The organism is Flavobacterium hauense (genome assembly GCF_054457175.1).
The window spans coordinates 18,664-43,179 of the sequence record NZ_JBTKVX010000020.1; the positions used below are offsets into that span (position 1 = coordinate 18,664).

Consider the following 24,516-nt stretch of genomic DNA (forward strand, 5'->3'; position numbering starts at 1 on the left):
CTTCTTTTCAGAAGGCATTTTTTTTATTTTTTGAAGTTCGCTATACCGGAGGTAAGCCAGTTTTGATATTCTTCAACATCCGGAGTGTAACCGATAGGCTCATTAAGATTTTGTTCATCAAGGCCTATCAATACATAATATGGTTGTGAATTGGTTTTGTATTTCGTGATTTGCATATCACTCCATTTGTTACCAATAGTCTTTACTTTTTTACCAGTAGTTTCAGAAATATATTGTTCACTTTCAGGAAGCTCTTTCTTATAGTCTACATATAGAGAAACTAATACAACATCATTATTAAGTACTGAAAGTATATGTTCATCACTCCATACATTGTCTTCCATTTTACGACAGTTAACACATGCATAACCGGTGAAATCGATCAGTACAGGTTTGTTAACCTCTTTGGCATAAGAAAGACCTTTGGCATAATCGTCAAAAGCAACAATACCGTGAGGACCGTCGTGAGCACCTTCAGGCATATCAGCAGCATCTGCACTTCCGCCGCTCTTAGGATTACCAATCCCATAAGGGCTTTCGCTATAGGTTAATGATGGTGGGAAACCGCTAATAAGTTTTAGAGGAGCTCCCCATAATCCCGGTATAAGGTAAACCGTAAAGATTAACGTTAAAAGTCCTAAAAAGAGCCTTCCTACTGAAATTGAAGTAAGCGGACTATCGTGAGGCAGTGTTATTTTCCCAAACAGGTATAGTGCAAGTGCACCAAAAATACCAATCCATATTGCAAGGAAAATTTCTCTTTCAAGGATATGTGTCTGAAGTACTAAATCGGCATTTGATAAAAATTTGAAAGCAAATGCAAGTTCAAGGAAACCTAAGAATACTTTAACCGTATTAAGCCATCCTCCAGATTTTGGAAGGCTGTTAAGCCATCCCGGAAACATTGCAAACAACATGAATGGTAACGCTAATGCAAGAGAAAAACCAAACATCCCTATTACTGGTGCGATTCCTCCTTTAGAGGCAGCTTCAACCAATAGTGTTCCAACAATTGGTCCTGTACAAGAGAAAGAAACGATTGCCAGTGCAAGCGCCATAAATAATATTCCTACTATACCACCTCTGTCGGCCTGACGGTCCACTTTATTAGCCCATGAATTTGGTAACATGATCTCAAAAGCTCCAAGGAATGATGCAGCAAAAACGATAAGAAGTACAAAAAACACAAGGTTGAATATAACGTTTGTAGATAATGCATTTAATGAATCGGCACCAAAAACAGCAGTTACAAGCGAACCAAGGATAACATAAATAAGTATGATTGAAACACCATATATAATGGCATTTTTAATACCCGCAGCCTTAGTTTTACTTTGTTTCGTAAAGAAGCTTACAGTCATTGGTATCATTGGGAATACACATGGTGTAAGCAAAGCAGCGAAACCTGATAAAAAGGCTATAAAAAATATTGTAAATAAGCCTTTCTCTTCACTTTTTTTCTCAGGGCTACCTGTGTTTGAACTATTATTTTTTTTTTCAGTTTTTGCAGGAACTACTGCTTCCTCAAAACTCTTAACTTCGGTGGAAGTCAATGTTTTTGTGTCAAACTGGAATAAGTTACTTCCCTGAATGCAAACTTCTTTACAAACCTGATAAGCCAGTTCTACCTGAATTATATTGTTAGCAGTATTAGTAACTTTAATAGTTTGTTTTATTTGAGCTGAATGGCTCCAAAATGTTTCATCAACACCGAAAGTTTCGTTGAATGCTTTTTCAGTTTTGCTTTCTTCAGCTTTACCAACTGCCTCAAAGTTACCTTTGTCGTTGTTGAATAGTACCTCTAATGGAAGTGCTCCCCCATCAGCAGTAAACTGAGAGTACATATGCCAGTCCTTTTCGATTGTTGCATCAAACACCAATACATATTCAGTGTCAGATTTCTTTTCAATCTTAGATGTCCATTTTACAGGGTCTTTTAAATTAGCTCCCTGAGGCTGTGCCTGAAGGGTTAAAAAGGCAAATAAAAAAAAGAATAATAAGGCCGCTTTTTTCATTTTACAAAACTTCTATTTTTAATATTGTGTCTGTTGTATTGCGTATTTTAAAACGATCATCAGCACGCCTGCCAATAATCCAAAGAATTTCATTTTCAGAACATAAAAGCCAGGCATTTTCTTTTTCGGTTAGCGATAATTTCTCGTCCTTAAAGAATTTTGACAGCTTCTTTTTTTGTCCATTCATTCCAAGAGGGCAAAAGTAATCACCTTCCTGCCATTTGCGAACAAATAACGGGAATTTTATTAAGCTATTATTAACAAAAACAACGTTTTTTGTGGAATCTGATGATATTTCAGCTCCTAATTCGAGTTTAATTGTTAATGGTTCATTTATGTGGTTTACCCCATCTCCAATTTCATAAATTTGTTTGTCTACAGGTTTTAAAGGTTCGAGAATAAGTACAAGCCTGTCTTTTAGTAGCCTGTATCCGGATGAGAATATCTGCTTTCCTGATTGTGCGTCAGCAAGATCATAAATATCATCCCATGCAGTAAATCCAAACGGGCTCAGCCATTGGTAGAGATAGGCCTTATAATTAGGTAAGCGTTTAAGTTGAGCAATATTTATATGCTTTTGGCCTTCTTTCTCTGCAACCACCTGCTGATACATCAATATGGCCGCATCATGAGCCAGCGAAGATGTTTGTTGTAAATTGTTTAATGTCTGAATGAAAGAATCTGTAAATGAAGGATTAAGTGATTTCAATTCAGGAACTATATCATGACGTAACTTGTTTCGTAAGTATTTGTCCGAAGCATTACTACTATCCTCACGCCAAGTAATAGAATTTGCTAACGCATAAGCCTCAATTTGGTTTCGGGTAAAAGGCAGTAGTGGTCTTACAATAGTGCCGTTTTGCTGTGGTATGCCCGTTAATCCTTCCAGTCCTGTTCCTCGGGTAAAATTGATTAAGAATGTCTCGATATTGTCGTCAAGATGATGGGCAGTAAGTAAATAATCAAGGCTGTTTTCTTCGAGTAGTTGATCAAACCAGATATATCGAAGTTGTCTGGCTGCTACCTGAACTGATAGTTTATTATCCTCTGCAAAAAGCTTTGTATCAAAGTTGGTTACAAAAATTTTAATATTATTTTCAGAAGCATAATCCCTGATGAATTTTTCATCTCCATCACTCTCTTCTCCTCTCAATCCAAAGTTGCAATGCGCAATGGTAATATCGTAATCAAGCTGTTTTAATAAATGCACTAAAACAACACTATCAATGCCACCGCTAACCGCAACAAGTAGTTTTGAGTTCTTGAGAAAAGGAAGGTTTTCTTTGAGGTGTTTCTTAAGTTCTTGCAGCATATTCAAAGTTAATGAATTCAATTCAAATTATGATTCAAGTACTGATCGCATCGCCCTTGCTTTAAGAAGACACTCCTCATACTCCATTTCCGCAATAGCTTTAGAGGTTATAGCACTGCCTACAGAAAAAGAGACATATTTATTCTCCTCATTGTATAAAATGCTACGGATAACCACGTTGAAGTCGAAATCACCTTCCGGAGTGAAATAGCCTACTGCTCCACTATATAGTCCTCTTTTAGTTTCTTCGAGTTTTTCAATGATTTGCATGGCTGATATTTTTGGGGCTCCGGTCATGCTTCCCATCGGAAAAGTAGTTTTAATTACATCGACAGGCGAATACCCTTCAGCTATTTCAGAAACAACAGTAGAGATTAAATGATGTACCTGCTTAAAAGCATAAGTACCGCAAAGTTCTTCAACCTGTACCGATCCTTTGGCAGCAGTACGTGACAGATCATTGCGGACGAGGTCAACGATCATTATGTTTTCTGAACGCTCTTTCTCATTGTTGTACAGCTCTTGCTGAATCGCTTTGTCTTCTGTTGCGTCATTGCTACGCCTTGCAGTTCCTTTTATCGGCTGTGAGATAACCTTGTCACCTTCTTTTCGAATATAACGTTCCGGAGAAGCAGATAAAAGATATTGCTTGTAATTCCTGAAAAATACCGCAAATGGTGGTTCTGAAATGGAATTGAGCTTCAAATATGTATCAAAAGGATCAATACTCGCATTTTCGGCATAAAACTCCATGCAGAAATTAGCTTCATAAATATCTCCTCTGTGGATATGCGCCAACATCTCCCCTGCCTTTTCGAGATAACTCTCTTTTGAAATTCTCTGCTCTATAGAAATTTGGGTACTGACATTTGAATTTCCTAATTCATAATTCATAATTTCTTTTAGGTCTCCTTCAATCTCATCATCACACATACTAAGGTACTGGACTTCGAGTTGGTGACCCTTAAGTAAAAAGAGTTTTTTGGGCTGAAAGAAGAATAGATCAGGAAAGCTTAAACCATCATAGTTATTTGACTTTAGCTCTTCTGTATCATTTTTCAGATCATACGAAAGGTATCCAAAAAGCCAGTCTTTACTTATTTTCTGATATACTTTAAGTTCCTCAAATACATTGTGATAATCAGTCTTAATTGAAGTAAAAGCATCAACCGCTAAAACAGCATCATAGGTTGTATATTGCTGATGATAATCGTTGCTGTCAAGAAATACGATTTCACGAAATTGCTGTGCCCAACCGAGCAGTTGTTTTTTATACCGTTCGGTATTTTCTATAGTCAGAATATGGGAAGTTCTCAAAGCTTTTATTTAATTAATCAAAAGTACAACACATTGCCTTTAAATACAAAACCCACTCCTTTCGGAATGGGTTTATTATATTTTTATCTAATCTCTTAGATATGTATAGCTCTATTTTCAGTAGCAGCAAGAGCCGCTTCTTTAACAGCCTCAGCATAGGTAGGGTGAGCGTGTGACATTCTTGAAATATCTTCAGCAGATGCTTTGAATTCCATTGCTGTTACTGCTTCAGCAATAAGGTCAGCCGTACGTGCACCGATCATGTGGATACCAAGAACTTCGTCAGTTTTAGCATCGGCAAGGATTTTCACAAATCCGTCAGTATCCATACTTGCACGAGAACGTCCAAGCGCTTTGAAAGGGAAACTTCCTGATTTATATTCAACACCGGCTTCTTTAAGCTGTTCTTCTGTTTTACCAACAGCAGCAACTTCAGGCCATGTATAAACTACACCTGGGATAAGGTTATAATCAATGTGAGGTTTTTGACCTGCAAGTGTTTCAGCAACAAATACACCTTCTTCTTCTGCTTTGTGAGCAAGCATGGCGCCTTTAATAACGTCTCCGATAGCATATATGTTAGAAGCTGAAGTCTGTAGATGATCATTTACTTCGATTTGGCCTCTTTCAGTAACTTTAACTCCTGCTGCTTCAGCGTTAAGTCCGTCAGTATATGGACGACGGCCAACAGATACCAATGAGTAATCTCCATCTAAAGTGATAGTCTCTCCTTTAGCATTTTCAGCCTGAACCTGAACACCTTCTCCGCTTCTTTCAACAGATTTTACTTTGTGTGAAGTATAGAATTTCATGCCTTGTTTCTTAAGTACTTTAGTAAGCTCTTTAGAAAGGCCTGCATCCATGCCAGGAATAATCCTGTCAAGATACTCAACTACTGATACCTGAGCACCAAGGCGAAGGTAAACCTGACCTAATTCAAGACCAATAACACCACCACCGATAACGATAAGGTGTTTAGGAACTTCTTTTAATTCAAGAGCCTCAGTAGAAGTGATGATTCTTTCTTTATCTATTTTGATAAATGGAAGTGATGATGGTTTTGAACCTGTAGCTATAATTGTGTTTTTAGCTTCTATAGTTTCAGATGAACCGTCATTTTTAGTCACTTTAATATGTGTAGCATCTTCAAAAGAACCTAATCCTTCAAAAACAGTGATCTTGTTCTTATCCATAAGGTATTTGATACCTACAACATTCTGATCAACAACACCTTTTTTACGGGTAATCATCTGCTCAATGTTTACTTTAATTTCTCCGGCAATATCAATACCGTGCTCCTTAAAGTGTGTAGTAGCGTCATGGTAGTGGTGAGACGAATCCAGCAATGCTTTTGATGGAATACAGCCTACGTTAAGGCAAGTACCTCCCAGTGTTGGGTATTTTTCAATGATTGCAGTATTAAAACCCAATTGCGCGCAACGAATTGCTGCTACATATCCGCCGGGACCTGAACCTATAACGACTACGTCAAATGAACTCATAATATATATTTTTGTGTGATTTTATTTATTGTCTGGCAAATTTAGGCATTATCATTAATATGGGATAAATAAAAAAGAGGAATTTGCACTCCTCTTTGAATATCTCACATTTAAACTGATAAATATTTTATTTCTTCATACTATAGTAACCATCGAGAAATAAATAACGGCTACGGTATTTTTCTTTTGTAGCCTTACTAACCACATCCAGTGTCATGATATTCATATCACCGTCAGGTTTGCTCACTGGCCATTCCGTTAAGCCTTTTCCGTTTGGATTCCCTGTCTTTATAAAATTTGCCAGATATTCTTCCGAAATCTCAGATGTTTTATAATCGTTTGCTGTCCATTCATACACCTTGTTTGTTGAGAGATTCCCAAGCAGATACTCTATGTCTGAAGCATGATTAGCTCCAGGCTGCGGCTCAGGCATTTTATTTTCTTCCTTCTTACCGGTATTTTTTGTAATTCCTCCGGCAAGACCTGATTTAGCATTTCCCATTTCCAATTTCATCGGCGGACGTGCTTTTGAGAAATTATAAGCATAAACAGGTTGTTTGGTGGTTTTTCTGTGCAGCTCCAACCATTTCCATGTACTGTAAACTATAAAATTATCACTTCCCAGTGCTGTTGCCGACTCAATAACTTCTGTTTCAGTATTCCCGGGATATAACTTAAGTACCTCTGCTGCTTTTTCTTTATACACATCCTCTACCCTTTTTTTATAATTCTCAGGATTAGGATATTGGCCCTGCATAAAAGCCATATACGGAATCTCAGCAGATGTCCATCCTGCCAAAAGTGGAACTTTTGCCTGCTCACCTGCGGTAAATATTTCTGAAGGCAATTTTGGCAAAAAATAACCATCAACTGTTGCTCTTGCACTAAATACATTAGGTTTTGAAGCTTCATCCAAAAGCTTTTCAGCTGGTATAGCCCTAAGTTTTGATAATTCGATACTGTTTATTTTTTGAGAAAATGCAACACCATTTTTTTCGGCTGCTGCCAATGGAATTGCGTCGAGCGTTGGATTGATCATAGCACCACTCTGTCCTATTGCTCCTGCAATAAGCCCTTTAGATAAAGGGGAAGTCATTTGTGCTGATACTGAAATAGAGCCTGCTGATTCTCCTGCAATAGTGATCTTATTCGGATCACCTCCAAAAGCAGCAATGTTTTTCTTTACCCACAATAAAGCTGCATTCTGATCCAGTAATCCATAATTTCCTGAAGCGCGATTTGGAGATTCTTTTGTAAGTTCAGGATGAGCAAAGAAGCCAAAAATACCAAGCCTGTAATTTAGAGTAACAGTTACTATCCCTTTTTCAGCAAGACTTTCACCATCATACCGGTTTTCTGAACCATCACCTGCCATGAACCCACCGCCATAGAAATAAACCAGGACTGGTAATTTTTCTTGTGTATCCTTAACAGGTGTCCATATATTAAGGTAAAGGCAATCTTCACTCATAGAAGGTGCCCTGAAATTCATATCTCCATATATAGGCTTTTGCATAGGATTGTTACCAAATGTATCAGCTTTACGCACACCACTCCACTTTTTAGGCGGTTGTGGTGCTTTCCATCTCAGTTCTCCTACCGGAGGCTGTGCAAAGGGTATCCCTCTGTAATTATGGATTCCTGATGAAAGTGTAATACCTTCAAGTGTTCCCTGCTCTACTTTGACCTGTGGACTTTTCTGGGCAGAAACCACCAAAGCCAGATGCAGTAATAAGGCTAAGAATACGTTTTTTTTAGTCATATTATTGATAGATGTTTCTAACAAATATAACCATTATTGTAACGTGATGATATTGGTGTTCTTTACCTCGCTTATCATAAAAGTACTGTGAGTACTGCCTATATGCTGCAAGGTGGTTAGCTTGGTAACCATAAACTCACGATAGGCTTCCATGTCTTTTACATATATTTTTAAAATATAATCATAATCACCACTTACATGATAGCATTCCAAAACCTCTTCAAGTTTTGTAACCTCCTGTTCAAAACGGGTCAGGTATTCTTTTGTATGTTGTATCAATTTGATATGACAAAAAACAACAAAAGCCTTATCCAGCTTTTTCTGATCGAGCAGGGCAACATACTTACTGATGATACCTTCACGTTCGAGTTTTTTTATCCGTTCATAAATTGCAGTAACCGAAAGGTTAAGTTTCAATGATAATTCTTTTGTCGTCTTAGTGCTATCCTGTTGCAATAGCATAAGCAGTTTTCTGTCGGTTGTATCCATACTGTGATGTAAAATTTTCTTTTATCGCAAGGAAATCAAGGTAGTTAAATGTAATATTTGTTTTTAAAAATCAAATCTATAGATAAATAATCTAATTATATGTATATCTATTGATTTTTGATTTAAAAAACAATCTATTTGTATGTATAAAATCTAATAAAAAACTACAACTATAAACTTAAAATTTTAAAAATGGACTTTAATCCGGCTGATAAAATACAAGACTTACAATATTTTGGAGAATTTGGTGGTGTTAATCCATCAATTTCTGATTCATCAACTTATACCTTCCTTTCGGCAAAAACAATGTTTGATACATTTGAAGGAAATGCTGATGGATGTTATTTATATTCACGTCACTCTTCGCCAAGTAATCTTTATCTTGGACAGGCACTTGCTGCTATGGAAGGAACTGAAACCGCAAACGTTGCAGCATCGGGTATGGGAGCAATTACTCCCGTATTACTACAGCTTTGTGCAGGAGGAGACCATATTGTTTCAAGCCGTACAATCTACGGAGGAACGTATGCTTTCATGAAAAACTTCCTGCCAAAGCTAAATATCAAAACATCTTTTGTAGACATTACAAAACTTGATGTTGTTGAAGCTGCTATCACACCTAATACAAAAGTATTGTATTGCGAAACAGTAAGTAACCCGCTTCTTGAAGTTGCTGATATTGAAAGCCTTGCTAAAATAGCTAAAAAACACAACCTTAAATTGGTTGTTGACAATACTTTCTCTCCTTTATCTGTTGCTCCTGTTAAATTGGGTGCTGATGTGGTTATCCACAGCCTTACAAAATTCATCAACGGAAGTAGCGATACTGTAGGTGGTGTTACTTGTGGTACTCAGGAATTTATCGATGCCCTTAGAAATGTAAACGATGGTGCAAGCATGCTTCTAGGCCCAACAATGGACAGCCTTCGTTCCGCCAGTGTAATGAAAAACCTTCGTACACTTCATATCAGGATGAAACAACACAGCCACAATGCTTCATATCTGGCAGAAAAATTCGAAAATGACGGACTTAAAGTAGTTTATCCTGGTCTTGAAAGTCACCCGGGACACAAACTATATAAAGGCATGATCAATCCTGAATATGGTTTCGGAGGTCTGATGACTATCGATGCAGGTACAATTGATAAAGCAAATGAATTAATGGAACTGATGCAAAACCGCAACCTTGGTTACCTTGCCGTTAGTTTAGGTTTCTACAAAACATTATTCAGTGCTCCGGGGTCATCTACATCAAGTGAAATACCAATGGATGAGCAAAAAGAAATGGGCTTAACTGACGGACTGATCCGTTTTTCAATTGGCCTTGATAATGACATTGAGCGCACCTACCAGAAAATGAAAGAATGTATGGTGGAAGTTGGAGTACTTAAAGCAATAGCTACAGTTTAATCATCAATCAGATAATCTAAATCCGTTCATAGTAATGAACGGATTTTTTATTGTAACAAATTATGTCTGTTCACTACTAATTGAACAGAAACAATTTTGGTGTCATTTTAAGTTTAATTAAATTCGCCCATCTAACAACAAACACATGAAAAAAATAGTTTGGCTATTCTTATTATCAGGAATGGCTGCCACAGCTCAAAAGAATCTTACCATTCAGGAAGCGACATCTGGACAATATCAGATTTTTGCTCCAAAAAGCCTTGTTGCTCCGGCATGGAGAAAGGGTGCCAAAACCATTACTTACCTTGATAATACGTATGCTAACCTTATGGCACGTAGTGAAGAAGGCAAATGGGCGGAAACTACCCTAATCTCTAAAACTGAACTGGCAGCTGCACTAAAAGCTAAATTCCCTTCGGATTCATTTGAATTGAGAATGTTTCCTTATTCATATAAATGGAATGATGTAAATACTTTGGTATTAGAAGTAGCCGCTAAAAACCTGACCTATCTGGTTCTGTTTGATGTAGCCAAAAAAGAAGTGAAAAGTGCTGTAGCAATTTCGAATGAAGCTGCACAGCAACAACTTTCTCCAAATGGTGCAAATGCATCTTGGTTAAAAGATAACAACATCGTTATTTCAACCGGTGACGGCAAAACCATTACTGTTACCAATGATGCTGATAAAGGTATTGTGAACGGCAGTGACTATGTACACCGTCAGGAATTTGGTATTGATAAAGGTATGTGGTGGAGTCCTAATAGCGATAAATTACTATTCTACAGAAAGGATGAAACTATGGTTGCTAATTATCCTCTTACCAACTGGGATGAGCGTATAGCTTCAAACAATGATATTAAATACCCAATGGCGGGTATGAAAAGTGAGGAAGTTACACTTGTAGTATATGATATTGCTACAGGTAAATCTACGACACTTAAGACCGAAGGGCCTAAAGAGCAATTCCTTACTTGCGTTACCTGGTCACCTGATGGTAAAAAGGTATATGTTGGTGTATTAAACAGGGAGCAAAATGACCTGAAACTAAACCGATATGATGCAGTAACAGGTAACTTTGAAAAGACTTTGTTTGAAGAAAAAGCTACGACATATGTAGAGCCTCTTCACGACCTAACCTTTGTTCCCGGTAAAAACGATCAGTTCCTTTACAGAAGCGAAAAAGACGGTTTTGAACAATTGTATTTATATAATATTGAGGGCAAACAGCTTAAAAAACTAGGGTATCTTGATGTTGTTATAACTGAATTCTTAGGTTTTGATGCAGCTGCTAAAAATGCGCTTTATATAGGTACTGCAGATAATGGACTTGAAAGACAAGTATACAAAGTTGAACTTTCATCAGGAAAAACTGTCCCTCTAACAACACAGTCTGGCACACATAATGCCATAATCAGCACTGATGGGACTTATGCACTTGACAGTTTTAGCAATAGGGTTACCCCAAATACTGTAACGGTAATCAACCTAAAGGATAAAAAAAATACAAATACTATTCTTACAGCCGAAAACCCATATGCAGGTAAAACAGTACTTCCTAAAATGGAATTGGTTACTGTAACTTCTGCAGATGGCAAAACACCGCTTAACGGAAGATTAATCTATCCTGCAGATTTTGATGCTGCTAAAAAATATCCGGTTATCGTGTATGTTTACGGTGGCCCTCACGCACAATTGGTTAACAATAAATGGCTTGGCGGGGCATCCTTATTCGATTATTATCTTGCACAACAGGGTTATGTGGTATTTACACTTGATAACCGTGGTAGCGACGCACGCGGACGTGATTTTGAGCATGTGGTTCACCGTAACCTTGGTGTAAATGAAATGGCCGATCAAATGAAAGGCGTTGAGTTCCTTAAGTCTAAAGCATTTGTTGATCAGAACAGGATTGGTGTTTCAGGATGGAGCTTTGGTGGTTTCATGACTTCTTCACTAATGCTTGATCAGGCCGATACTTTTAAAGTAGGTGTTGCCGGTGGTCCGGTATGCGACTGGAAATATTATGAGATCATGTATGGTGAGCGTTACATGGACATGCCTCAGGAAAATCCTGATGGTTATGCAAAAACAAACATCATAGATAAAGCAAAACAACTTAAAGGCAGACTGCTTGTAATTCACGGAGCTCAGGACCCAGTAGTGGTTCAGCAGCACAGTATGGAGTTTATCAATGCGTGTATCGCAGCTGGAAAACAGGTAGATTACTTCCTGTATCCTAACCATGAACACAATGTACGTGGTAAAGACAGGGTTCACCTGAACCAGAAAATCGCCGATTATTTTGATACTTACCTTAAAAAGTAATAATATTGACGGAGGCTTAGGCCTCCGTTTTTTATATAACTCACTATGGACAATCCAATTTCAAGATTAAATCGTTTCACGACCCTTCCCATCCTGCTTGATATGCTGGAAAGAAAAAAGCTTACGCTGCTTAATCCAAATTTATGGGAAGACAGGAATGATGCTGAAATTATTAATGAATATAAATCAAGAAAAGATATTGATTATCTTTTTGCGCTGTGTTTTTCTCATGATGATGAGACAATTCATCACTGGAAAACCTATTCAAACGGACCTAGTGGCTGTGTGATTGAATTTGATCCAAAAAAACTATTTGCAATATTGGATGAAATTCAGGGTATAAAACATAGAAAAGTCATTTATAAAAAGATAGATGATGTATCTTCTAAAAAGATAATTGAACTTGACGATATACCTTTTACAAAGAGATGGCCATATAGATGTGAAGAAGAATATCGGATAATCTATGAAACCAATGATAAAATGGATTTCTTTGAAATTGATATCCCGTTAAGCGTAATCCGTAAGGTCACTATAAGCCAGCAAATGCCTAAACAAATATATGAGACAATAAAAAGGCATCTTAAAGGAACAGCTAAAGATCCTGATAAAAGAATTAGCCGTTCAACACTTTATGAGAATCAACGTTGGATTAGCGGTTTCAAAAAAATGTAAACAAAAAAGCCTGATAGTATTGCTATCAGGCTTTTTTGTTATATTGTATCAGGACTATTTAACTTCTTTTATCCCTTTCATGAATAACCAGCTCATGTAGATCTTATCTCCTCCTGCCTGACGGGCATATTGGAATTTAGGGGTAAGTATGGTTGTGACTACAGCCGAAATAAGCGGCAGCATCCACCCTCTTGCTCCTGTAAAAGTATATAGCAGGAAATAGCTGAGGCAATAGAAAAAAACAAATCCTAAAAGGTTATATACAAATGCTTTATTCTGTTTATTCATAATGATAGATATTATTCTGAATCTTCAGTAGTGTTATTATTCTGGAATTTAGTTCTTTTACTTCCTTCGTACATTTCATATTTCACAAAACGAGTCTCCAGCTTACCATTAAAGAGCTTGATTTTTCGCGAAGGTTTAAGCCCTACAAATTTGAGGGCATCAAGGTTTGCGGTAATGAACCATGCATTAGTACCCGGATAGCTTTGCTTAAGCGTATCTCCTATTTCCCTGTAAAAACGTTCCATATCTACATCTAGCCTTTCTCCGTATGGCGGATTGAATACCATGTGCAGCGGTCCTCTTGTTTCTTTTTCTGTAGTAAAGAAATCTGCTTGTGTAATAGTCACATACTCATCCAAATTGGCATTATAGATATTGTCTTTTGCCTTTGCTACAGCTGATGGCGCTTTATCATAGCCTTTGATGGTATAATGGAATTCACGTGCCTTTTTCATAAGAGAGTCAACTATCATATCAAAAAGGTCATTATCCCAGTCGTTCCATTTTTCAAACGCAAACTCTTTACGATTGATGTTCGCAGGAATATTACATGCAATCATCGCTGCTTCAGCCAATATTGTACCTGATCCACACATCGGGTCGATAAAATCACCCTGGCCATCCCAACCTGAAAGCAATAGCATCCCAGCAGCAAGCACCTCGTTTATTGGTGCAATGTTAGTCGCGGTTTTGTACCCTCTTTGGTGCAATGAGTTTCCTGATGTATCAAGAGCAACAGAACACTGGTCATTATGAATATGGATGTTGATCCTTAAATCCGGAAAATCCTTATCAATACTTGGCCTTTTACCATAACGGTCCCTAAACTGGTCAACTACAGCATCTTTTGTCTTGAGCGCTACGAATTGCGAATGGTTAAAATGGTCTGAATGCAGGGTAACATCAATAACAAATGATTGATTTGCATTAAGATATTTAGACCAGTCAATGCCCTGAATACCTTTATAGAGGCTCTGCTCGTTGAATGCCCTGAAATGGTAAATAGGCTTAAGTATCTTAAGGGCAGTCCTTAACGACAGGTTGGCTTTGTACATAAAGCCCTTATCGCCTTTGAAACTTACCATCCTTACACCCTGCTCTACTTCCTGAGCTCCTAAAACCTGCAGTTCTTTTGCAAGTATTTCTTCAAAACCAAAAAAGGTTTTGGCAATCATTTTAAAATTATTTTCCATGTGCCTGAATCAAATTCTTGGCAAAAATAAACTAATTTTGCGGGTACATTCAATGAATATGCAAAAAGAAACGAATAACTGGTTTGCATCCTGGTTCGATACACCTTATTACCACACTTTATACAAGGATCGTGACTACGAAGAGGCTCAACTCTTCATGGATAATATTACTCAATATCTAAACCTGCCCGATGATGCCAAAATACTTGATTTAGCCTGTGGAAAAGGCAGGCATTCTATTTATCTTAGCCAGCTTGGGTATGATGTAACCGGTGCCGACCTCTCCGAAAACAGTATAAATGAAGCTTCAAAATCTGCAAACGACAAACTGCACTTTGTGGTTCATGATATGCGTGAATCTTTTGAAGAGAAATTTGATGCCATATTTAACCTCTTTACCAGCTTTGGTTATTTTGAAAATGACAGCGACAATCTCGTTACCCTTAAAGCTATCCACGAAAGCCTTACTGAATATGGTTTTGGCGTGATTGACTTCATGAATGTGCAGCATGTGATAAATAACCTGATTCCCGAAGAAGTTAAAACTGTTGATGGCATTGATTTTCATATAAAGCGTTATTACATAGACAATCACATTATCAAAGAAATTGACTTTGAAGATAAAGGACAAAAGTTTCATTTTACTGAGAAAGTAAGAGCACTTACTCTTGAAGATTTTGAGACGATGATGGAGGAAGCGGGTATCTATCTTTTAGATACGTTTGGTGACTATAAGCTGAGGAAATTCTTCAAGAATGAATCAGAACGTTTAATCATGATCTTTAAATAAAATGATATACCTATTACCGTTATTATCGGTTGTGTTTGGCTATGTTTTTGCATTGATATTGAAGCCTACCAATAAAAAAAGTCTTAAACTTTTACTTGCATTCAGTGGAGCTTTTCTTTTAGCTCTTACTGTTTTGCACCTTTTACCTGAAGTTTATGAAAGTGCAGCGCATTTGCATGAAGGTCATGACCATGACCACGAGCATAGCCACAGTAATCCAATTGGAATCTTTATTATGGCCGGTATTGTCTTTCAGATAATACTGGAATATTTCTCTAAAGGTGCCGAGCATGGTCACGTACATGTTCACGGTAGTGATCATTTGCATAAAATGCCATGGCTCTTATTTTTGAGTCTTTGCATACATGCTTTACTAGAAGGAATGCCGGTAAGTCATCATCATGGCATGGCATGGGGCATTGCTATACACCATTTTCCTATTGCTATAATCCTGACGGCCTTCTTTATAAATTCCGGGCTTAAAAAAATTGTTATAATGCTGTTCATGCTTGCGTTTGCGATAATGACACCACTGGGAACCCTGTTGTCAGGGCAGCTTGAATTTATCAGCCATTATTACACAGAGATATCAGCAGTAGTTGTAGGTATCCTTTTCCATATATCTTCTACAATTATATTTGAAAGCAGTGAAGGCCATAAATTTAACCTTGCTAAGCTTATTGTAATTATATTTGGAGTTATAATGGCCTATTTTCTTGAATATAACTAAAAGTCAGAATCATGTCTTTTACCAGAACCACAGAACAAAGCTCTAAATACGATCATCTCGAAAAGATGCCAGTTTCAGAACTGCTTCAAAATATTAATAACGAGGATAAATCTGTACCCTTAGCGATTGAAAAAGCGCTTCCTCAGATCGAAAAGCTTGTAGAAAAAACTGTTTCCCAGCTTAAAGAGGGCGGACGTCTTTTTTATATTGGTGCAGGAACAAGTGGCCGGCTTGGAATTGTTGATGCATCGGAATGCCCTCCTACTTTTGGAGTATCATTCGACCTTGTAATAGGACTTATTGCAGGGGGCGATACTGCGATTCGCAGGGCAGTTGAATTTGCCGAAGACGATAACCAACAGGCTTGGAAGGATCTTTCAGAATATCACATTAACAGCAAAGATGTTGTTGTAGGTATAGCGGCATCAGGAACAACGCCATATGTTATTGGAGGACTTGAAAAATGCAATGAAAATGGTATTACCACAGGATGCATAGTGTGTAACAGCGGAAGTCCATTAGCCGATGTTGCTCAATACCCAATAGAAGTTGTTACGGGGCCTGAATTTGTAACCGGTAGTTCACGCATGAAAGCAGGAACAGCACAAAAGCTTGTACTGAATATGATATCTACAGCAACGATGATACAATTAGGCCATGTGAAAGGTAATAAGATGGTTGACATGCAATTAAGCAACCACAAATTGGTTGATCGAGGTGTACGAATGATAATGGATGAGATAAATGTTTCTCAGGAAGTAGCATCTACCCTTTTGGAGGAATATAAAAATGTTAGAAAAGCAATAGAAGCATATGTCAACAGATAAACGAATTTTAATGAAAGGTATCAGATACCTGAGCGGTGCACTGCCGTTATTCTTTTTGGGACCGGTTGTTATACATAGTTCATTTAAAAATCAGCAACATCCGATGTATATTCCAGTACTGGGATTAGGGATAATAACCTGTATTGTTGGTATTTTATTGGCGTTTTTTGGCATCAAAACAATCATGAAAAGCTTATTTGACTAATATGAAAAACATTATTTATGCACTGTTGGTAGCGTTATTATTAAGTTCATGTTATCAACAGGAGCGCAATTGCAAAGACTTTAAAACAGGCAAGTTTAGATTTGAACATGAAATCAACGGAAAAAAAGAGATAACTTTTTTTGAACGTACAGAAAATCTTCAAATAGAAACGTTCAATGGAAAAACTGATACTGCAAGTGTTCGCTGGGTAAATGATTGTGAATATATTTTACAGAAACTTCATCCTAAGAACATGCTGGAAGAGAAAGCCATCCAAATGAAAATCTTAACAACAAAAGAGAATTCATATACGTTTGAGTTTTCTATTGTAGGAGATACCAATAAGCAAAAAGGAACTGTAACCAAACTCAACTAATACTATATCAGATATGTTTGAAGTTTTTTTAAATCCGAGCGCCTGGGTAGCGCTTCTTACGCTTACCTTTCTTGAGATCATATTGGGTATTGATAATATCATATTCATATCAATCGTTACGGGAAAACTTCCGCCTGAAGATCGTAAAAAAGCAACCCGAATAGGTTTGTTCCTTGCTATGTTTATGCGTATAGGCCTTTTGTTTGGTATCACTTTGCTCATTGCAATGAAAGAGCCTTTTTTGAGTGTTGACTGGGGCTGGTTTAAAGCCGATTTTACAGGTCAGGCTGTAATATTACTTGCCGGAGGTATTTTCCTTATTTATAAGAGTACGAAAGAAATACATGAAAAAGTAGACCATAAAGGGCAAGAAGAAATGACTCTTGGAGGAGCAGCTAAAAAATCGTTCACTTCGATTATATTTCAGATATTAATGATTGACATCATTTTCTCTGTAGATTCTATACTTACTGCTGTAGGAATGACAAATGGTATTGAAGGAGCGCTAACAATTATGATTACAGCTGTTGTAATCTCTGTAGGTATTATGATGCTTTTTGCAGTACCGGTAGGGAATTTTGTAAATGCTAATCCATCGATACAAGTACTCGGCCTGGCATTCCTGATTTTGATCGGTTTTATGCTAACAACAGAAAGTATGCATCTCTCAGCTGCTGAACTCGCAGGGCAGCATGTAGGGGCTGTACCTAAAGGCTATCTCTACTTTGCAATAGCTTTTTCGTTGGCAGTTGAATTCATAAATATGAAAATGAGAAAAGGTAATCAGTAAGCATATAAAAAAACGCTCCGTAAGGATTGAACTGCCCCAAAATTAGACACTATTGGGAATATTTTTATGGAAAGAAAAGTCAAATACAATTATGAGTTTAAACTTTGTTGTATTGAAGAAGTTTTAAAGCACCATTGCAGCGCAGAGTCTGTTGCTTATGAGCATGGTTTTACCAAATCCAATCTTAGGCATTGGATAGGCTTTTATAGTAAATAGGTTCACGTTGACCTACGTCCAAGACTAAATCAAACTTACAGTTCTTTTATATTTACAATTATCTCTATAAAAAAATGCAGCTGCACTAAAAATGCAGCTGCAACCAATAAAATATGATAATAGGTATTCGGGGGCTTATGAAGTAAATTTTAATGAATCTTAAAATAGGAGATTCGTTAAAATTGTCCTACAAATATAGTATTACTTAGCATTTAAAAGAAATTTCGAGTATAGACATACTATAGACAGCTCTTACGTTTTTTAAAACACAAATAACTGATATACAATATCTTAATTTAATTGTGAAAATATTTCTGGTAAATTATTATAATAATCATAATGTTTTCAAATCGGAAAAGCTCAATTTGAGAAAAAGGCTTATTTTTATAAAGTAGAACTTTAAACCAACTTAATGGCCGTATCAGAAGAGAATTTCGAACAGGATATACATGACATAGGGCAGATTTCTATCATACCTACAATGCTAAATGTCATCTGTCAAACAACAGGAATGGGATTTTCTGCAGTTGCAAGAGTAACTGATGACAGATGGATTACCTGCAGTGTTCGCGATGATATTAATTTTGGTATGGTACCAGGGAGTGAACTGGAAATAAAAACTACTATCTGCAATGAAATAAGGGAATCGCAAAAAGCCGTAATTATTGACCATGTTTCGGAAAGTCCAGAATTCCGCAATCATCATACACCGGCCATGTATGGCTTTCAAAGTTATATTTCCATACCAATCATTCGTAAGGATGGGACCTTCTTCGGAACACTCTGTGCAATCGATCCTAGCCCCAATATTTTAAATACGCCTGCTGTGACCGGTATGTTCAATCTCTTTGCTGACCTTATTTCTTTTCATCTCAATTCGATTGAAGAAGCAAGAAGTACTAAGAAAAAACTTGAGAAAGAAAAAGCATTTAAAGACATTCTTGAAAAGGAAGTGGAACAGCGTACACTTGATATTAAAGAATCCAACAAATCGCTTGAAAAAATGAACAAAGAGCTGCAGGCGTTTGCTTATATATCAAGTCATGACTTACAGGAGCCCTTAAGAAAGATACAGACCATAGCCACTATAATTGCCGAAACTGAAGTCGATAAATTATCAGATAAAGGAAAAGACTACTTTGAGCGCATGAAAAATGCGGCTGAAAGAATGCAGGCGCTTATCAATGATCTATTGGCCTATTCACGAACAAACATCGCCGAAGGCAATATTGAAGAAACGGACCTACAATTGATACTTGATGAAATAATAATTGATGTATCAGATGATCTAAAGGAAAAAAATGGGCGTATTGAAGCCACAGAAATGTGCCACGCAAAAATAATACCCTTTCAATTCAGGCAGTTGCTCTATAACATTATTACAAATTCAATTAAATTTTCTAATCCTGATAAGGCATTAGTAATTACCATTAATAGTCACATTGTTAAAGGAAGCTTTTTTAACGATGACAGACTTAAACCGGAATCTGACTATTGTCATATCCATATTGAAGACAATGGCATTGGATTTGAGCCAAAGTACAATGAGCGTATTTTTGAGCTTTTCCAACGGCTGAATGACAAATCGCAATTCAAAGGTACAGGTATAGGCCTGGCAATAGTAAAACGTATTGTTGAGAACCATAAAGGCTTTATTTCTGCTCAGGGAGAATTAGGCAGAGGTGCTGCATTTGATGTTTTTATTCCGGCTTAGCTACAATCTAATCCACTGCATCAATCATCCAGGGACGCTCACGCCCTCCAAAATTCTTGGCTTCGATATAGATTTTCTTAACATTGGGAAAAGCAACTTTTATTTGTTCTTCCAATTGATTTACGGTATCAAAAAGCTCTTCAACAGTCATGTCCTTGTTGAATTCGACATCAAGAGCAAGCAGAATCTCATTAGGTGCCAAATGCATCGTAAGCGGAAAATAGAGTGTTTCCACCCTTGGTTCTTTATTTACGAGGTCGTAAATACCTTTAACAATCTCTGAATTAGCACTCTCTCCTACCAGTAATCCTTTGCTTTCCCTCACCATTGTTATTGCAACGAATATCAATACAACACCTATTAGCATCGATGCAAGTGCATCATATAATGGATTATTAAAATAATGTCCTAAAAACACTCCCAGCAACGCAACGGTAAGACCAATTATCGCAGCGCTTTCTTCGTAAATAACAGCAAACAATCCCGGATCTTTACTCATGCTGACTTCCTTCCAAAAATTAAAATTTCCCCGGGTTTTATTAAATTCGCGAACAGCGTATAAAAGTGATGCCCCTTCAAATACCATTGAAACAAACAGCACTATGTAATTCCAAAAAGGGTCTTTCAATTCTACAGGATGGCGTAAGTGGGTGATACCTTCATATACAGACATTCCGCCACCAAGTGAAAACACAAGAATAGCAACTATAAGCGACCAGAAATAGATCTCTTTTCCATGTCCGAAAGGATGACCACGATCCGGTGGCCTTTGGCTCCGCTTCATTCCAAGCAATAGCAATAGAGAATTACCGCTATCAACAGCACTGTGTATCCCTTCGCTTATCATAGCAGAGCTACCGGTTACTGAAGCAGCGATAAACTTGACGACAGCAATTCCAATATTGGCTGCCAATGCTCCATATATGGCTATTTTTGAATTCCCCGTCATAAGTCGTGTTTAAAAAAATCCCCAATATCTTACGACACCGGGGATTTAAATTATAGTAGTAAAAAACTAATAGCGTTCGTTTGTTTCTTCAAAATCATCATCATCACTTGAAATGGATTGATTTTGGTCTTCATCAAGGTCGAGGTTGTCATCCAGTAAATAATCATCCTGATTGAACGCATCAGAATTTTTACTATTTCCTCCCATATCGTTCCATTCTTTTTTGCGGCTTTCGCTGCCAAAATCTGTCTGATCAGAATTTGCAGTGGGATCATTTTCCTTAGTGTATCTTACACCCTGTTGCTCCATGGCAAGATACTTATCTGTATCGTCAATATCGTTATTATATGGAATCTGATCTGTAGTTGCTTTTTTTTCAGCATGCGCATCATTTTCCCTGTTTTCTGTTTCCTTATTTGGCTCTTTTTTCATAATCAAAAGTATTAAAGTAATAGTATGGTGCTTATCTCATTAAATTTGAGAAGCATCAGATTGTTCATTAAAAGATTTTTCAGTAGTAAACTACAGGATACATCTTCTGTCTGCTCTTTTTCTGTTGAAAATTCGGCAACTGCCTTCTCATAAGAAAGTGCGTTATATTCATTTGCGCTTCCGACATGTGTAATTATACGCTCCATGATTATGATGTTTTAAGGATATTATGGTTTCAATAGTAGTCCTAAGTTACTCACTTAAATTGTAATTTTTCCATAACGCAGTATTAAATTATAGCCAATTTCTTTAATAACACATAACCATCTGAAACTGTGACATAACTGATCACACGAATCAATCAGATGTTAAATAAATCAAGTCAATCCTCACAAACTGTTATTCTGTTTATCTTTGCTTTACAACTCCACATGGTGGCCACGTTCCGCTTTGGCTTTCCGAAAGAATGGCAAAGCTGGGGCTTGCCATAGTGGAAACAATTGCCATGGAGTTTTCTACTTCAGAGGTCATAAGTAAACTTTCAAATCCTTTTTGGTTTCAAAGTTTTGGTGCAGTAATGGGAATGGACTGGCATTCATCAGGGATTACAACTTCTGTTCTCGGAGCTTTGAAACGTTCTGTAAATCCGCATGCGAAAGAGTTGGGAATCTATATTTGCGGCGGCAAAGGAAAACACTCAATTAAAACGCCCGAAGAATTACTTATTGTTGGCGAACGCACAGGCCTGAATGGGATGGAACTCGCAGGCTTTAGCAGGCTCACTGCTAAAGTAGATAATACTGCAATACAAGATGGGTTTCAGCTTTATCAGCATAATTTTATTGTAAACAGCAAAGGAGATTGGTGCGTCATACAACAGGGTATGAACAACCTTACAGGTACAGCGCGCCGTTATCACTGGCATTCCGAAAACCTGCAGTCTTTCATTAATAAGCCACATACCTTTATTTACGGTCAAAACCAAGGAAAAATACTCAATCTGACGGCAGCCGATGCGTTAGAAACACGAGAAAAATCACTGCTGATCGTTAATGAGCATCCTGAAAAAATACTTAAAGAAATAAATCACCTTATTATGCCTAATCATCATGATGTAAGGATGAAAGATGTAAACATGAAGCGTCTTGGAGCTATGCTATGGGTTGCCCACGAAAACAAACCTGAAGATTTTGAGGGCCTGCTTATGTTAAAGGGAATGGGGCCAAGAACAATACAATCGGTAGCATTAGTGAGTGAGGTAATTTACGGTACTCCCACCCGTTTTGACGATCCTGCACGTTTTTCTTTTGCTCATGGAGGCAAGGACGGACATCCGTTTCCTGTGCCGATAAAAGTATTTGATGAAACTATCAACACACTTCAAAATGCTATTCAAAGAGCTAAAATTGGTAACTCTGACAAAATGGATGCCATCAGAAAACTTTCGGAGATATCCCGAAATGCCGAAAAAGATTTTACACCAAACACTAACTTTGATGCCCTTCTTCAAAAAGAACGCAATGAGTCTTATAAATATGGTGGGCGAACAGTTTTTAGCGAAGCAAAACCTCCTAAAAACAAAGGAAATGACAATCAGTTAAAGCTCTTTTAGCTCAAATGTGTCGTCATCATCGTCATCGGAATGAAATTTATTATATGTACGACCAATAAAAACGCTTAGCCTGTTCTTATAATCTTCGATAAGCCACTCGCGATAATTTTTAGTTGTTTTGGCTAATAGTTTAGCATATTGCTTTACCCTATATTCAATATCAGGATCCAGTAATTTAGCCAGTTTACGGGCTTCGGGAATACTTTCGGCATTTTCAATACACATCATGGCATGCTGCCTTATGGACTTATCAATAACAACTTTTGGCTTATGCCTTTCCTCTGCCGCAAGACGAAATTCTTCTTCTACATTAAAAGATATGTCTAGTGTCTTTTCAAATTTGGCACGTACTTCATCAGGCATACTATAGCTATGATAACTCTCTATTTCAGCATCAGTCCTGATATTCTCAAGAAATTGTTCCGGATGCTTAAAAATATACTGCCAGTCTATAGGATCGCTCCATAAACCAAAGCGTTGGGCATTATTACCAAGGTCAATAACCGTAAAAATATCTTTGTGAGGCAGTTTACGTGACCCACGCCCTATCATCTGGAAATACAGCGTAAGCGAACGGGTTGCCCTGTTAAGTATAATAGCTTCTACAGTAGGCTCATCAAAACCCGTAGTAAGAATGGAAACTGAAGTTAAAATTGCATCCGGTGTTTTTTTAAACCAAGTCAATATCTTTTTACGTTCAATCTCAGGTGTTTTATTATCTAGGTGTTTTATCGGAAGCCCTGCTGCCTTAAAAGTTTCATATACGTATAATGAAGTATTGATACCATTATTAAAGATCAGCGTCTTTTTTCCCTGAGCCCTTGAAACATAAGATTGCAATAACAAATCCTGCATAGCCGAACGTGAGTACAGCTCATCAGAAGAACTTACCGTATAATCTCCGTTAATTCCAAGTTTTAGGGAAGTCAACTCGACATCGTAACCAAACATCTGGGCTTTTGCCAAAAACCCTTTACTGATAAGCGACTGTATAGGTTCACCAACAATAAGCTCGCCATAGGTTTCATACATCGGTAAATCAATGTTCGAACTTAGAGGAGTTGCCGTAACCCCCAAAAAAACTGAATTCTTAAAATAGGTAAATAGCTTTCGGAATGAATTATAATGTGCCTCATCTACAATGACAAGCCCCACGTAATCCATGTGGAATTTTTTATCCTTAAGGCGGTTGTTCAGGGTTTCAACCATTGCCACATAACAAGAATAGTCATTATTCTCTGGCAGGTCTTTTACATTACTGTCAATAACAGTATTCTTTACGCCAAAGCTTTTAAGCATTTGTGAAGTCTGCTTGCTTAACTCTATTCTATGGGTAAGCACAAGGACCTTACGATGGTATTTTTCTATGTAACGGCGTGCAATTTCAGAAAATATAACGGTTTTACCACCTCCTGTAGGGAGTTGGTAAAGCAAATGAAAGTTATTGGGCTTGCCCTCAAATCTCTCAAATATAGCGTCTATATCCTCTTGTTGGTAATGGTACAGCTCTTTCCTGTCCTCAACATTTTCTTCTCTTTCCATGTAGGTATGATAATCGCCAAAAATATGGTATTTACTCACATTTA

Annotated in this window: 24 protein-coding genes; 12 read left to right on the top strand and 12 right to left on the bottom strand. The window is 37.4% G+C overall.

The annotated features are described in order from the left end of the window. Positions 1–23 precede the first annotated feature (23 nt). The 6 genes from ACX0HA_RS14030 to ACX0HA_RS14055 form a co-directional block, all read right to left on the bottom strand. Positions 24–2,015, bottom strand: a complete 1,992-nt coding sequence (locus ACX0HA_RS14030) for a protein-disulfide reductase DsbD family protein (RefSeq protein WP_458845924.1) — start codon at positions 2,013–2,015, stop codon at positions 24–26. A gap of 1 nt (position 2,016) precedes the next feature. Then, positions 2,017–3,327: a tRNA lysidine(34) synthetase TilS gene (tilS, locus tag ACX0HA_RS14035; protein ID WP_458845925.1), complete on the bottom strand. Its 1,311-nt coding sequence runs from the start codon at positions 3,325–3,327 to the stop codon at positions 2,017–2,019. Positions 3,328–3,354: 27 nt separating this feature from the next. Beyond that, a complete protein-coding gene (locus ACX0HA_RS14040; protein WP_458845926.1) occupies positions 3,355–4,644 on the bottom strand; it encodes an anthranilate synthase component I family protein in 1,290 nt (429 codons plus the stop codon). Between the two features lie 95 nt (positions 4,645–4,739). Continuing rightward, positions 4,740–6,146, bottom strand: a complete 1,407-nt coding sequence (lpdA, locus tag ACX0HA_RS14045; protein ID WP_458845927.1) for a dihydrolipoyl dehydrogenase — start codon at positions 6,144–6,146, stop codon at positions 4,740–4,742. A 127-nt stretch (positions 6,147–6,273) separates the two neighbouring features. Beyond that, positions 6,274–7,908 (bottom strand): carboxylesterase/lipase family protein, encoded by a 1,635-nt coding sequence (locus tag ACX0HA_RS14050; protein ID WP_458845928.1) that lies wholly within the window; start codon positions 7,906–7,908, stop codon positions 6,274–6,276. A 33-nt stretch (positions 7,909–7,941) separates the two neighbouring features. Beyond that, a complete protein-coding gene (locus tag ACX0HA_RS14055) occupies positions 7,942–8,397 on the bottom strand; it encodes an Lrp/AsnC family transcriptional regulator (RefSeq protein WP_458845929.1) in 456 nt (151 codons plus the stop codon). A gap of 192 nt (positions 8,398–8,589) precedes the next feature. Between ACX0HA_RS14055 and ACX0HA_RS14060 the strand changes: the two genes are divergently transcribed. From ACX0HA_RS14060 to ACX0HA_RS14070, 3 genes are all read left to right on the top strand, one after another. After that, the gene (locus ACX0HA_RS14060) at positions 8,590–9,807 is read left to right on the top strand and encodes an aminotransferase class I/II-fold pyridoxal phosphate-dependent enzyme (RefSeq protein ID WP_458845930.1); all 1,218 of its coding nucleotides are present in this window, start codon (positions 8,590–8,592) and stop codon (positions 9,805–9,807) included. A gap of 145 nt (positions 9,808–9,952) precedes the next feature. Then, positions 9,953–12,133 carry a S9 family peptidase gene (locus ACX0HA_RS14065; protein WP_458845931.1) on the top strand — a complete coding sequence of 727 codons (2,181 nt, stop codon included), beginning with the start codon at positions 9,953–9,955 and terminating at the stop codon, positions 12,131–12,133. A gap of 45 nt (positions 12,134–12,178) precedes the next feature. Then, complete coding sequence (locus tag ACX0HA_RS14070) at positions 12,179–12,808, top strand: DUF2971 domain-containing protein (RefSeq protein WP_458845932.1); 630 nt, start codon at positions 12,179–12,181, stop codon at positions 12,806–12,808. Between the two features lie 54 nt (positions 12,809–12,862). Here the strand turns inward: ACX0HA_RS14070 and ACX0HA_RS14075 are convergent, their stop codons facing one another. Continuing rightward, complete coding sequence (locus ACX0HA_RS14075) at positions 12,863–13,096, bottom strand: hypothetical protein (protein ID WP_458845933.1); 234 nt, start codon at positions 13,094–13,096, stop codon at positions 12,863–12,865. An 11-nt stretch (positions 13,097–13,107) separates the two neighbouring features. Further along, complete coding sequence (locus ACX0HA_RS14080) at positions 13,108–14,289, bottom strand: THUMP domain-containing class I SAM-dependent RNA methyltransferase (RefSeq protein ID WP_458845934.1); 1,182 nt, start codon at positions 14,287–14,289, stop codon at positions 13,108–13,110. 58 nt (positions 14,290–14,347) lie between these two features. Between ACX0HA_RS14080 and ACX0HA_RS14085 the strand changes: the two genes are divergently transcribed. From ACX0HA_RS14085 to ACX0HA_RS14120, 8 genes are all read left to right on the top strand, one after another. Further along, entirely contained in the window at positions 14,348–15,079 is a 732-nt protein-coding gene (locus tag ACX0HA_RS14085; protein ID WP_458845935.1) for an SAM-dependent methyltransferase, read from the top strand. 1 nt (position 15,080) lies between these two features. Further along, positions 15,081–15,809 (top strand): ZIP family metal transporter, encoded by a 729-nt coding sequence (locus tag ACX0HA_RS14090; RefSeq protein ID WP_458845936.1) that lies wholly within the window; start codon positions 15,081–15,083, stop codon positions 15,807–15,809. Between the two features lie 11 nt (positions 15,810–15,820). Next, complete coding sequence (gene murQ / locus ACX0HA_RS14095) at positions 15,821–16,636, top strand: N-acetylmuramic acid 6-phosphate etherase (protein ID WP_458845937.1); 816 nt, start codon at positions 15,821–15,823, stop codon at positions 16,634–16,636. After that, the gene (locus ACX0HA_RS14100; protein WP_458845938.1) at positions 16,623–16,841 is read left to right on the top strand and encodes a DUF6095 family protein; all 219 of its coding nucleotides are present in this window, start codon (positions 16,623–16,625) and stop codon (positions 16,839–16,841) included. The genes murQ and ACX0HA_RS14100 overlap by 14 nt, the downstream gene beginning before the upstream one ends. A 1-nt stretch (position 16,842) precedes the next feature. Further along, complete coding sequence (locus tag ACX0HA_RS14105; protein WP_458845939.1) at positions 16,843–17,217, top strand: DNA topoisomerase IV; 375 nt, start codon at positions 16,843–16,845, stop codon at positions 17,215–17,217. A gap of 13 nt (positions 17,218–17,230) precedes the next feature. Continuing rightward, on the top strand, positions 17,231–18,007 hold the full coding sequence (locus ACX0HA_RS14110) for a TerC family protein (RefSeq protein ID WP_458845940.1): 777 nt from the start codon (positions 17,231–17,233) through the stop codon (positions 18,005–18,007). A 66-nt stretch (positions 18,008–18,073) separates the two neighbouring features. Then, complete coding sequence (locus tag ACX0HA_RS14115) at positions 18,074–18,223, top strand: transposase (protein WP_458845941.1); 150 nt, start codon at positions 18,074–18,076, stop codon at positions 18,221–18,223. Between the two features lie 412 nt (positions 18,224–18,635). Further along, on the top strand, positions 18,636–19,937 hold the full coding sequence (locus tag ACX0HA_RS14120; RefSeq protein WP_458845942.1) for a GAF domain-containing sensor histidine kinase: 1,302 nt from the start codon (positions 18,636–18,638) through the stop codon (positions 19,935–19,937). 7 nt (positions 19,938–19,944) lie between these two features. Here the strand turns inward: ACX0HA_RS14120 and ACX0HA_RS14125 are convergent, their stop codons facing one another. The 3 genes from ACX0HA_RS14125 to ACX0HA_RS14135 all read right to left on the bottom strand — a co-directional run bounded on the left by ACX0HA_RS14125 (position 19,945) and on the right by ACX0HA_RS14135 (position 21,524). After that, the gene (locus ACX0HA_RS14125) at positions 19,945–20,886 is read right to left on the bottom strand and encodes a cation diffusion facilitator family transporter (protein ID WP_458845943.1); all 942 of its coding nucleotides are present in this window, start codon (positions 20,884–20,886) and stop codon (positions 19,945–19,947) included. 66 nt (positions 20,887–20,952) lie between these two features. Then, positions 20,953–21,318, bottom strand: a complete 366-nt coding sequence (locus ACX0HA_RS14130) for a hypothetical protein (protein ID WP_458845944.1) — start codon at positions 21,316–21,318, stop codon at positions 20,953–20,955. A gap of 11 nt (positions 21,319–21,329) precedes the next feature. Continuing rightward, positions 21,330–21,524 (bottom strand): hypothetical protein, encoded by a 195-nt coding sequence (locus tag ACX0HA_RS14135; RefSeq protein ID WP_458845945.1) that lies wholly within the window; start codon positions 21,522–21,524, stop codon positions 21,330–21,332. Positions 21,525–21,703: 179 nt separating this feature from the next. On the opposite strand from ACX0HA_RS14135, the gene ACX0HA_RS14140 reads away from it, so the two are divergent. Next, a complete protein-coding gene (locus ACX0HA_RS14140; protein ID WP_458846002.1) occupies positions 21,704–22,930 on the top strand; it encodes a DUF763 domain-containing protein in 1,227 nt (408 codons plus the stop codon). On the opposite strand, the gene ACX0HA_RS14145 is transcribed toward ACX0HA_RS14140, so the two are convergent. Continuing rightward, positions 22,916–24,472: a DEAD/DEAH box helicase gene (locus ACX0HA_RS14145; RefSeq protein ID WP_458846003.1), complete on the bottom strand. Its 1,557-nt coding sequence runs from the start codon at positions 24,470–24,472 to the stop codon at positions 22,916–22,918. The genes ACX0HA_RS14140 and ACX0HA_RS14145 overlap by 15 nt on opposite strands. Between the last annotated feature and the right edge of the window lie 44 nt (positions 24,473–24,516).